Genomic DNA, 12,347 nt, shown 5'->3' on the forward strand with positions numbered 1-12,347 from the left:
GCGATGGACCCCTTGGACGATCAGCCGTTGATAATCATGCCGCCGTTCACATGAAGTGTCTGTCCGGTCACGAATGATGCGTCGTTACTCGCGAGGTAAACATATGCTGGGCCAAGCTCGGAAGGGTCTCCACAACGTCCCATGGGTGTGTCTTTCCCAAGATCTGCGACGGCCTGCGGGTCAACTGGCCCCCAGCTTGCTGGCTGTAGAGGGGTCCAGACCGGGCCAGGAGCGACAGCATTCACACGAATACCTTTCGAGACAAGCTGAAGCGCCAGCGCACGCGTGAACCCCATTTCCGCAGCTTTGGTGGTTGAGTAAGCCAAGAGGGCTTTGTTCCCGGCGAACGCGTTGATGGAGGACGTGTTGATGATAGCACTTCCCTTCGCGAGATGCGGGAGCGCGGCACGGACCAGATAGAAATATCCGTTGATATTGGTGTCCATGTGTTTTTGCCACTCTTGGTCCGATATGGCGCTGATATCTTCCTGAACGATCTGGACGCCAGCATTGTTGACAAGAATATCAAGTCCTCCAAGCTCCTTGACCGTCTTCTCCACCGCTGAGTTACAGGTTTGACTTGAAGAGACATCCCCCGCGATAGCAAGGCCTTTGCGGCCCTCCTTCTCAATCAGGCGAATAGTCTCTTTCGCATCTTCATGTTCTTCAAGGTAAAGGATTGCAACATCTGCCCCTTCACGGGCAAAATGTAAGGCTGCAGCACGTCCAATCCCGCTGTCGCCGCCGCTGATCAATGCTTTTTTTCCGATGAGCTTTCCGCTTCCTTTGTAACTGGCACGGATATGCTCCGCTTTAGGCTGCATTAGTCCTTCAAGGCCGGGCTGATGATCCTGTGACTGGGGAAGAATATGGTCAGGCATGCAACTATTGCTCCACAAGGGATGATGCGCCTAAAACAAGGGCGCTCCTGGCATAATCAACATCCAGAAGTCCAAAGTGTTTCTTCGAAAATTTTTCCCTCATGGAAGTTTTACCAAGCGATGAGAAATTCGTTGGTGGAGTAAATATTCTATCAAGAATGTTAATTATTTTAAGTATAGATAGAACGGAATAAATCCGAAAATCGTCCAGGCGATAATGAATATGAAGGGTGCCTGATGAGCAAAGAGTGCACCTCGTTGTGCTCTTCGCATCATGTCGCGTGTCTCGTCCTCATTTGGGGCAAGAGTGAAATCAGTCAATGCCGGGCTGCGCTGATGTAACATACGCTGCTTCCCTTCCCATTTACCAATCGCAGCGTATGCCGCACGGATACCAGGAAGGGCCATTGCTGCCAGAACAAATCCCAATAGCGAAAACAGGGGCGGCAGAAGAAGAACCATGCTGTCTCCCCACCTTTTTGTAGAGCCCGTCATGGCTGTGGCATAGGCAATGACAAGAAATGCCTGAGAACCCAGAAGAGCCTGCAAGCGACCGTTTACAACTTCAGTCTCAAATCGGATCTCCGAGCGGTAAAACGCTAGTAATTCGTTGTCTGTCGGATGACCCTGCGCCACGATCTGGCTGGTGTCGGGGGACGGAGACGCTGTTTCTACCATCAGGACCTTCTGCAAAACTGTAATGATGTTTAGCGCAAGGGTATCCTTCAAGTTTCCTGCAAAGCAGGTTTCAGAAAGTATCTCGGTCTGTAATTATGGTCAGTGCGAGTGATTTTCCTCGATCTATAGGGCTACACGGGCAATAAAAGAGTTCATTCCATTACCCGTAAATCATAACGCGGGCGTCAGTAGCGCTGCGGAACCAGCATGGTTTCTGGCGTGGGCTCACGCTCATAGTCGGGATGGAATACACGCTCGGGAAGAACAACTTCCGGGCGGCTGACAGGTTCGTAAGGCAGAAGAGACAGGAAGTGAGCAATACAGTTCAAGCGCGCCCGCTTTTTGTCTACTGCCGGCACAACCCACCAGGGAGCTTCTGGAATGCTGGATCGTTCGAGCATGATTTCCTTGGCCAGCGTGTAACTTTCCCAGCGACGACGGCTTTCAAGGTCCATCGGGCTGAGTTTCCACTGCTTCAGGGGATCCTCAATGCGGGCGCGGAAGCGTGATTCCTGTTCTTCGTCCGTGATCGAGAACCAGAACTTAATCACCCGAATGCCGCTACGGACGAGCATGCGCTCAAATTCTGGCACTGATCGGAAGAATTCTTCGTATTCCTCGTCGGTGCAGAACCCCATGACACGTTCAACGCCAGCGCGATTATACCAACTGCGGTCAAACAGCACGATCTCGCCTGCTGCGGGAAGATGCGCAACATAGCGCTGGAAATACCATTGTGTCCGTTCACGGTCATTAGGCGCCGGAAGAGCTGCTACGCGACAGATCCGCGGGTTCAGCCTTTGGGTAATACGCTTGATCGCACCACCTTTCCCGGCAGCATCACGGCCTTCGAAAACGACAACAACGCGTTCTCCCGTTGCCTTGACCCAATCCTGAAGTTTGATGAGTTCGGCTTGCAGGCGAATGAGTTCTCGAAAATAGGTGCGGCGGAACGCACGATCTGCAGGATCAAGCCCCTCGCCTTCGTTTTCTTCCAGCGAAAGTTCGAATTCTTCATCCAAATCGTCGATGATTTCGTAGCGCATACGTTCCCGCGCCTGTTCGGCCGAAGAATGGGCGCTGAAATCGTGGTCCTGCGTCATGGATAAGTTCCTTTATCACCGACCTTCAAGGCCGTGAAAGAAACTATACTGTGGAAACCAGACTGAGAGTTTGAAGGTTAATTGACATTACGTTGGCCACTTTTCAGAACGTCGTTGTCATATTCAGGCCAAGAACAGCGCCTTCTGAGGCCGCTGCTTGACCCTTTTCTGGCTCCTGACCTCCAACAGGCCAGAAATACTGAAAATCAGGCTGAACAGTCAGGTAATCGCGGACCGGAATTTGCCAGGTGAGTTCAATATGATCTTCCGGTACGAGCAGTCTGGCGGAGCTGTCTGCGAGGCGTATCGTATCTTTGGCGTTGTCTCGTGCACGGTGCCCGTAAAAGCTGGTTCCCCACCCAATTCCAACAACATCATTGGGCCGATACGGCACAAAACCCTGAAACGTCAGCCCAGCTTCCACTTCATTTGTAAATCGGTTGCGCGTCCCGCTCGCGATGGTCGCACGAACAAACGTATTGATTGCCTTTGATGGCCCCTGAACCGTTCTCCAGAGGGTTTGGTCCAGCACGATGTAACCCAACCAGTTTCCATGGTGATATGCCGGTATTCCGGAACTGTCAGGGCTGCCCAGGAAGCCGCCACGACTGTCATATCGGGGATCAGGGAAATGGCCGGTATCGTAAAGGCCGCCGATTTTCCATGTCCCGGGGAGTGCGGGTGCATCTTTTCCTGAAACGCTTTGGGCAGCATCGACCCAGAGCTGCGCCTCCCCTAAAAATAATGTGCCACCACTTGTCGAGAAACTGGTGCCCGAAGGGTCCATACGAGTAGGGCTGAGTTGACTATAAAATGGGCCTTTGGTTGGATTGTCGTCTGTGATGGCCAGCATAAGCACAAGCGGATAAGCTGGAGACCACTTGATCCGTGTTCCGACAGCCGAGAAAGGCCAGGACGGGCCGCCCGAATACAGATTGCTTGACGTCGAGAGCGGCCAGCCAAAGCTTGCATTCAAAAACAGGGATGCGTTCTGGCTGACCAAAAATTCAGTATCCAGATCAATTGTGCCAACGCGAATATCAAGCCGGTTTCCAAAGAAGCCCTGCCCATACCAAAGCTCGAACAAGCGTGTGGTTCGGCCAGCGTCATAGCCGCTCACCGGGTTTAAAGACCCAAGACGCTCTCCCGCCAGAGACCGCCCCCTGACCTGAATGGCGCTGATATTGAGAAGGCCATCATGCCAGCCAAATGCGCGGCGGGTTTCCAGCACGAGAGTGGCGGCTGTCATGCCGTCATATGTGGGCCCCGGATGCATTCCGCCTGAGGCTAGTCCCCATATTTCCTCAACATCCTGAAGGTTGAATCTGATCCCTTTTCGGCCCAGCCAGATTCGTGCTCCACCTGCATCGCCCAACAACTCCGTTCCTGTATCTTCCGGTGGTAGAACAAAACCCGGTGCCGGAGATGGTAACGGTACGCCTGACGGCAGAACGTCAGTTACGAGAGGTGCCGCTGCCGCCTCGGCTTTCCCGAAAAACGAATGGAAAATGCTACTGAAAACTACAAGGTGTGCCAGTGAGCGCATTTTCCCAAGCATGCGGAGATCCCGTCAAAAACCTGGAGAAGTTATGCCGCCCTCTATAATTAGTGGCCTTCTCAGCCTTGCGGTGCCGTGTGCGATAAAAAGACGACGATACTGAGCACTCGTAAGCACGACGGTCCCCTCATTCCGAGATGCCGGAAGGCATAATTCATTCACAGAAATGAGAGGAAAATGGGAGTGAAGTTATTATGACTTTGCCAGCCTCGCTCAGGGCCACTCTGCAAGGATTTTGTTTTTTACATCGTTCGGCAGCGGGATGTAATCCAGATCCTGAAGGGCCTTATCGCCGCGACGCAGCCCATAGGTGAAAAATGCCTTCACTGCGTTTGCAGTCGTCTGGTCTGATGGATGAACCGGGACGAGCACGAACGTTGCGCTCATGATCGGCCAGCTTTTTGAGCCGCCGGCGTCCAGTAAGCTCACCGCGTAATGATCCGTGTGCTGCCAGTCTGCGCTGTAAGCAGAGCTTTTGAAGGCGGCTGTTTCCGGAGCAACGAATAAGCCTGAATGATTTTTCAATTTTACTGTGTTCAGATGATTTCGGCGCGCAAAGGCATATTCCACAAACCCAATCCCGCCGATAGACTGACGCACACTCGCCGCCACACCATCATTGCCGCGTGCCTCGGCCCCCTCGCCCCATGATCCGGGCTTCCAGGATGGCGACTGTGTACGAAGATAGTCTGAAAAGACTTGGCTGGTTCCGGATGCCTCTTCACGATGAACTGGCAGGACATCTAGGTCCGGGAGGCGAAGATCAGGATTCAGGGCGCGAATGCGCGGATCGTTCCAGGAAGTAATGTCGCCTCTAAAAAGGGCGCCGAGCGTTGAGCCATCCAGCCGCATATGGTCAGCCCCTATGCCGGGAACATTGATGACTACGACAATAGCTCCGATCGCGGTTGGAAACTGATAAAGTTCCTGCATATCAAGAAGCTTGTCTGGAAGAGGAATATCTGAGGCCCCGAAATCCACCTTGTGCGCCATGACAAGTTTCTGCCCCTCTCCTGACCCCACAGTGCGATATTTCAGGGACAGGCCAGCTTGAGGTGGAAGACTGTCACTCCATGCTCGATACAGGGGCGCAGCGAAGCTTGATCCTGCGCCAGCAACGGGAGCTGAATATGCCGCGCCGCAAATCATGAAGAGAAGCATGGGCATCACTTTGCGTGCCAAAACTCTTATCGAGAGAAACATGCGCACCGACACTCCGTCTGCTCAGGAATTTTCCGCGCATATCACTGAGGAAGGCCGTGTGACTATGCTCTTCCAACAAATCAAAAAAGACAGTTTCAAGACAAGCGTTCCAGAGTGCCTACGTGAAATAGTCCACGAGAGGGTTTGGGGTGCCCTCTCGTGGATCTAGTCGACTTTTTGAGCGTGACTTCCCTATGCTCAGAAAGACGCGTTAACCCGCCCGAAATAATATCCGCCGGTAAATGGTACCTGGTTCGAGAACTGATCATACATGCTGCCACCGGCAGAAATCAGCTGGTCAGGCAGCTTGCGAGGGCGAACATTGAAAATATTGTTCGCGCCCACCGCGACATGAACGTGTGACGTGACGCGATAGCCGATCTCCAGATCTGTCAGCCAGCGCGGCGTATTCTTGAACTGTGCGAAACAACTGTTGGAGTAACGCAGCGCTCCACCTTTCGGGCATGTGGCTGAGGCTGGCGTCCAGTCCTGATACGTCATCATGCCCGTCGTTTCACCATAACGGCTCTGGCGGATGTTTACGTCCCAATCGCCGACAGTCCACAGGGCATTCAGGATCATTTTGCTGCGTGGGGTTGCGGTCGTGATGTACGCAATCGTCTGATCGTTTAGCAGCGGGGTCCCGATCGATGAAATACCATTATGATGCAGACGGGTCCGGTTGAGATTTACCGCAGCTGTCAGGGCGATATTGCCCCATTGATGCATATGAACGAGGTAGTCAGCTTTCAGGTCCAGCCCCTGCGTGCGTGTGCTTGCCCCGTTGGACAGGAAGTAAGCTGACGAAGCCGCCGCATTTGTTGCTGTTGGTGAGACGTCGAACCCGAACGAACGGATGGCATCCAGCGCCTGTGCTCCGCGCACCGTTCCACCTTGCACAATGCGATCGCGCAGGTTGATCTGGTACACGTCAGCCTCGACGTGAAGTCCGTGCACTGGCTCCATGGTAAAGCCGCCGCTGGCATTCACTGAGCGCTCAGGCTTCAACCCCGATGCACCGAGAGATCGTGCAGCGGCAGATTCAACCGGAAGCTGCCCTCCGACGCTGCCTGTTCCAGCAAAAATGCTCAGACGGCTGAAGTGAGATTCCTGCAATGTCGGAGCGCGAAAGCCGTTGCTGATCGTGCCTCGGAGTGCGAACCGACGAGACACATCATACCGGGCGGAAATCTTGCCGTTTTCGGTGTTGTTTGTGTCTGTGTAATACTCATATCGGCCAGCGATATCGATCGAAAGCTTGCTTGTGGGCCGTAGCGTCGTGTCGACATACGCCGAGTACACATTGCGATACCACGTCCCTGCGGATTGAGGCGGAATGCCCGCGTGCTCTACTGGTCCCCCATCAAGATAGGATTCCGGATTGCCCGAGATGATTTGATAGGAATCCAGCCGATGCTCCCCACCAAAGGCAAGGCTCACAGGCATCCCCATAACCGTAAAGCTGCGTCGCAGATCGAGATTATTAGTCCATTGTGCGTTCTTCTGGGTGTAGTCCCAGAATTTGGACGGTGAATATCCTGTCCGGGTCAGCATCCCGATATTGACGTTGTCACGAATGCTGATCCGGGAGTTATCGCCGCCGTAAACTGTAGAAAGATTCCAGTCGAACCCAGCAAAATCATGGCCCTTCAAGCCAAGGGCGACGCCATAGTCGAGTTCGTCATCGCCCGTGATCGGACGTAACTCGTCAATTCCCATGGCGGGCACGACGTAAGGGTATTTGTAGGCCCGCATGCCTGCATGGCGATAGGCGAGAGTTGCCTGTCCATAAAGCTCGATGTCAGCCCCGAGTGGCTTTCCGAAGTTCAGGCCGAAATTTTCGCGCGTTTCTTCAGGGGTGCTCAGATAATCGGTCTTACGACCTTTCCACTTTTCTGAACCCGGCTTGATGCCGACAAAGTAGTTTTTTGTATCGGCACCTGCTGGCCAGTAGCCAAGGAGCGCGTGATCCGGTCCCCATGCGACTGCGTGTTCGCTGTGATAGATCTGCGCGCCAAGGTGTACATAGCCATCGTGACCAAGTTTGAAGCCACCGTCTGCATTGAGCTGGAACTGCTCTCCGCTCCCAAGATACGCATTGGCTCCACCCTGTCCTGATAACGACAGGCCGTGATCCTTCTTTTTGGTTATGATATTGACCACACCTGCAATCGCATCAGAGCCATACATCGCAGCGGCGCCGTCTTCAAGAATTTCGATATGATCGATCATATTCTCGGGAAGCATGTTGAGATCGACACCCGAAGACGCAAATTGCGGGCCTGGCTTCTGCACAATGTTCGCAGTGCTATGCCGACGCTTTCCATCTACCAGAACAAGCGTCTCATTGGGTCCCAGCCCTCTCATCTGGATAGATGACACCAGTGAGTTGGTATTCGATCCGCGAGCGCTCATCGTGATTGATGGATAGATGCGCGTCAGCGCATTGGCGACGTTCATTTCGGCTGAACGCGCAAGGGCTGCCGATGAGATGATGACGACCGGGCTGATGCTTTGTCGAGCCTTGACGTGGGATTCACGCGTTCCCGTTACGATGACCTGTTCGCTCTCGTTTTCATGGGCAGTCGTCGTTCGTTTTGATTTTCCTTTGGCCTTAGCAGGTTTGTCGTCTGTCGTGGTTTGACTGGAGAGCGGTTGAGCCTGCGCGGGCACCAGGAATGCGCCGGTAGCAGTTGTTGCAACCAGAATTAAAACCGTCTTTTTCATCGGAATGTGTCCCAAAAACGCTATTTGTAACGCCTTGGTACGGATTGTTAGTTGGAAGAAATAAATCAGAAAAGTTAAGGTTTTGTGTCATTATTATTATGTTTCTGGTGTATTTTTTAATATTTCCATATTTTTAGTTAAAAATAATCCTTGAAACAATAATAAATAATTATGAGATGCTTTGAATAATTGAGGGCTGTTTGTGACCCTTACAAGGCATGTGTGCTGCATATGCTGCTTCAGCAGATACAGAAAATTACGCTCTCTGCCGGGTCATGGTTATGCCTCGAATGTGAATAGGTGCGCACCCAGTGATGATGACAGCAGGGCGCAAACTTGGTCCGCCTGGTCCTATTTTTGGGACTTCCCATTCGTCATTTTTCGAAAATTGGTTTTTTTCCGAGGCCGGAACGCAGCAAAATTCGTGACAAAATATCATTAACTTTCGTTTGAATTGACGAAATTTGAGGAATTTCTCTTCGTGAAATTATTATAAAAACTGTTCAAGTATATGATTCTAAAAGAATTTATTAACGTTTTTTCTGTGCTGCCCACTGGGGTGTCAACTTTTTTTTTACCTTTGGAAAATTCATCCATATTCCGGCCCCTCAAAATTGTGTCTCTATCTCCATGACAAGATTCTGCAAACAATCTGAATGGAGCCATATTCTGTTAAATTCGCCCCTTTACGTAGGGCTGGTTGCGCTAGCCGCCAGCGATCGAATTTTACAGATATCAAAGAAATTCTGACTGTCCGTCCGCAGGGTCACAAAGAAATACCATCGAGAAGTTTGAATTTCTCACGCTCTGGGTGGTTGTACCGTTAACGAATTCTCTTGGAGGGAATTATGAGCCACGTAACGAACGGCGTTCTGTATGTTGATGACTATGTCAGCGGTGGAACGGACCCAGGAAGCTTCTATGGATCAAGTTTTTCTTCGGTATATATTTCTTCGGGCGGAATTCTCGCAGCCGCGACTGTTATCTCTGGCGGTTCGGTTGTCGTCCAGAATGGTGGCTCAGCGTTTAACGACACGGTCTCTTCGGGCGGCGTCCTAACCATTTCTTCGGGCGGTAGTGGAAGTTATATTAGCTTGGCCGCTGGTGCGACTTTTAATATTGGCACTAATTACGATAATCAACACATGACCTCCCTGACTGCCCTGTCAGGAACAAAAATTAACGTTCTTTCTGGCGGAACACTATCCAATGCTGACGCCAGCTATATGGGTACCATCATTGTCAATAAAGGTGGCACAGTTAAAAATGCCATCATCTCAAGTGGCGGTGGTTTGGGTGTAACAGGGACGGCCTCTAACACAACCGTCAATAATGGCGGTGTGATTTCTGTTGCCTCTGGAGGTACAGCCTCGGGCGGTACTATCAATGCTGGCGGATCTGCGTATTTCGCTGCCGGTGCTACAATGTCGGCTTTGACGCTGAATGGTGGCATCGTTGATACCTATGTTACGCCGTCATTTGTTGCGGGTGGAATTGTTAGCGGATCTCTGATTCTTGAGAGTGGCGTGAGCGACGGTGGCTATCAGAAGCTAGGCAGCGGCGTTACAATTTACCTCAAATCTGGAGCCTCTCTTTCCAATAGTACGATTGGCGCCAGTAATACAGTAATCGTTAGCGCAGGCGGCGCAGCTAGTGGCTTAGTTATTAGCGGCGGCGGCGGTTTAGGGGTTGGAGGCAATACATCTAACACAACCGTTATTAGCGGTGGCGTGGTGGATGTTGGATCTGGGGGCAACGCGACAGGAAACACAGTCAGCAATGGCGGGTACCTTTACGCTGAGTCTGGTGGCACGATTGGTACCACCACCCTTCAGAGCGGTGCAATCCTGAGCGCTAAGGCTGGATCAACGATCTCGGGTACCGTCACGGCCGCCAAGGGCGCTACACTGACAATCCCGACGACTGCTGGTGGCACCATCGACCTGCAGGGCAATGGGAATGTTGGCCTGACCATCACAGGTTCGGGTAACCCGACGACGGTTATCTCCGGTTTCTCGGAAGATAAGACGGCAGGAACCGCAGACGGCATCACGCTGACGAACGTCAAAACTGCCAACGTCGCTTCCGTCACCTATCCTGACGCTGACCATGTCACGTTCACGCTCAAGGACGGTTCAGCCGTCACGCTGAACATCATTGGCGTCCAGAACGTAGGCTATACGCTGGCTTCAGACAGCAGCGGCGATCTTGTCTACGAAGTGTGCTTCCTGGCTGATACCCTGATCGCAGGCCCGAATGGTAATATTGCCGTCCAGGATCTTGCACCAGGCGACACCGTCACGTCCTATCGCGACGGTCAGGCCTACAGCAGCACGGTTTCCTGGGCAGGTAAGGCACATTGCGTCGTCCGTCCGGAAAAGGCTGATGATGAGGCCGGCTATCCAGTGCGGATCCTTGAAAACGCGATTGCTCTGGGTGTTCCCTTCCAGGACATGCTCGTGACGTCTGAACATTGCCTCTTCCTGGATGGCAAGTTCATTCCGGCCCGTATGCTCGTCAACGGTCGTTCGATCTATTACGACAAGTCCTTCACGTCCTATGACTATTTCCACATTGAGACGGAAGATCACTCGGTCATCATGGCAAACGGTGCATTGACCGAGAGCTATCTTGATACGGGCAATCGTCGTGCGTTCGAACAGAAGAGCAATGTTTTCATGTTCGGCCAAAAGGCGAAGTCCTGGGAGAACGATGCTGCTGCTGCTCTGACCGTATGCCGTGATCTGGTTGAGCCTGTTTACCGTCAGATCGAACAGCGTGCGCAGGAGCTGCAGTTCGCAGTTCAGGCACCGGCTGCGACGACGGTCACGGAAAGCGACCTGCACCTGGTGTCTGATCGCGGTCATCGCATCCAGCCGCTCCGCACGGTCGATAACCGCGTCATGTTCATGATCCCAAGTGATGTGTCTTCGGTTCGTATCGTCTCGAACAGCAGCCGTCCGGCTGATGCGATTGGCCCGTTTGTTGACGACCGTCGTATGCTGGGTGTGTTGATTGGCGATGTTTCGTTCTTCGACAGTGGCGTCACGGTGAACATCAAGACGCACCTCACGAAGGAAAATCTGAGCGGCTGGCATAGTGTGGAGCACATCCCGATGCGCTGGACGAACGGCAACGCCTATCTTCCGCTTGGTGCACGCCTGCCGGGTGGCATTGGTCTTCTTGCCATCAAGGTCGAAGCTGCTGGCCCTTACGTTGTTGCTCCGGCAGATGACGTGGAAGTCGCTCTCAAGACAGCCTGAAGGTTATTCCCCTGCCCGTGAGAACTACGGGCAGGCTTTCCCTCCCAGCTTAATCAAAGTTTTTGCTTTGGCTGGGAGGTTCTTAATATTCAAAAACTAAAGAGTAAGATTTACTAAATCAGTTTCGTGCAAGTCGAAGATGACATTCTTTATTTGCAAGAATGCAGCTGCTTCACTCTACTTGGCAGATAGCCAAATTTTCTCTGAAAAGCAGCGCTGAAATGACTGACGTTGCTGTATCCAAGTTCCATCGCCGTTTCTGTTACGTTCAAACGCTCTAAAAGGCTTCGTGCGTATTCCATCCGATGGGATTGATACAGCGTATAGGGCCCGCAGCCGTACTGTCGGCTGAACAGTTCTTTAAAACGCGTGGGACTAAGGTCGCAGAGTGCCGCAAGCTGTGGGATTGTCGGAGCTTGGTCAAGACGCGCCAGAAGCGCGTTACGAGCATTTTCCAATCCATGGATTGTTTTGGCCGTTAACTGAGAACGAGCTGTTTTCTGCGTCGTAAACGCATATCCTAGCATCGTCATTGCCAAGCCGTACCCCACGAGAGCTGCAGGGGAATGTGCGGCAGGAATAGTTCGTAAATAGCCAAAGAGTTGTTTGGCTGTTTTCAGAGCCGGATCCTGAAGTTCGAGAGATCGCCTCTGAATTTTGGGGAGGTGCTCGATTTGCATCTGCTCCAGCAGTGGCGATGGTACGTGAATTTCAAGAGCCGAGAATTCAGCACTGTTCTCGAAGGTGAAAGACTCAGCGGAGGTGCGCGCCATAATAAGATCGCAGGCCTGAAAATGATGCACCTGACCGGCTGCCTTCATACTGCATGCCCCTGAGAGGATGACAGTACAGCGGGTGGTTGATCCTGGTTCATCAAAATAGCCATTCAACGCCCCCGCCTCGGAAGCCAGAAACCCACTTGTGAGAAGGCCAC

General features: G+C 52.4%; 8 protein-coding genes. 1 reads left to right on the forward strand and 7 read right to left on the reverse strand.

Going from position 1 to position 12,347, the window contains the following annotated elements; all coding sequences use genetic code 11:
* Positions 1-20 precede the first annotated feature (20 nt).
* From R5H23_RS02765 to R5H23_RS02790, 6 genes are all read right to left on the reverse strand, one after another.
* Entirely contained in the window at positions 21-881 is an 861-nt protein-coding gene (locus R5H23_RS02765; RefSeq protein ID WP_317214255.1) for a glucose 1-dehydrogenase, read from the reverse strand.
* Positions 882-1,046: 165 nt separating this feature from the next.
* On the reverse strand, positions 1,047-1,610 hold the full coding sequence (locus tag R5H23_RS02770; RefSeq protein WP_099212999.1) for a hypothetical protein: 564 nt from the start codon (positions 1,608-1,610) through the stop codon (positions 1,047-1,049).
* A gap of 134 nt (positions 1,611-1,744) precedes the next feature.
* Positions 1,745-2,662 (reverse strand): polyphosphate kinase 2, encoded by a 918-nt coding sequence (gene ppk2, locus R5H23_RS02775; RefSeq protein ID WP_317214257.1) that lies wholly within the window; start codon positions 2,660-2,662, stop codon positions 1,745-1,747.
* Between the two features lie 103 nt (positions 2,663-2,765).
* Positions 2,766-4,220, reverse strand: coding sequence for a carbohydrate porin (locus R5H23_RS02780; protein ID WP_317214258.1), 1,455 nt, complete (start codon positions 4,218-4,220; stop codon positions 2,766-2,768).
* A 213-nt stretch (positions 4,221-4,433) separates the two neighbouring features.
* Entirely contained in the window at positions 4,434-5,423 is a 990-nt protein-coding gene (gene pstS, locus R5H23_RS02785) for a phosphate ABC transporter substrate-binding protein PstS (RefSeq protein WP_317214259.1), read from the reverse strand.
* A gap of 198 nt (positions 5,424-5,621) precedes the next feature.
* On the reverse strand, positions 5,622-8,150 hold the full coding sequence (locus R5H23_RS02790) for a TonB-dependent receptor (RefSeq protein ID WP_317214260.1): 2,529 nt from the start codon (positions 8,148-8,150) through the stop codon (positions 5,622-5,624).
* 848 nt (positions 8,151-8,998) lie between these two features.
* Between R5H23_RS02790 and R5H23_RS02795 the strand changes: the two genes are divergently transcribed.
* Complete coding sequence (locus R5H23_RS02795; RefSeq protein WP_317214261.1) at positions 8,999-11,413, forward strand: Hint domain-containing protein; 2,415 nt, start codon at positions 8,999-9,001, stop codon at positions 11,411-11,413.
* A gap of 149 nt (positions 11,414-11,562) precedes the next feature.
* Here R5H23_RS02795 and R5H23_RS02800 read toward each other — a convergent pair whose 3' ends face one another.
* Positions 11,563-12,234 carry a helix-turn-helix transcriptional regulator gene (locus tag R5H23_RS02800; RefSeq protein ID WP_317214262.1) on the reverse strand — a complete coding sequence of 224 codons (672 nt, stop codon included), beginning with the start codon at positions 12,232-12,234 and terminating at the stop codon, positions 11,563-11,565.
* Positions 12,235-12,347: the final 113 nt, after the last annotated feature.

The organism is Gluconobacter sp. GP1, from assembly GCF_032913585.1.
Taxonomy (GTDB): domain Bacteria; phylum Pseudomonadota; class Alphaproteobacteria; order Acetobacterales; family Acetobacteraceae; genus Gluconobacter; species Gluconobacter cerinus.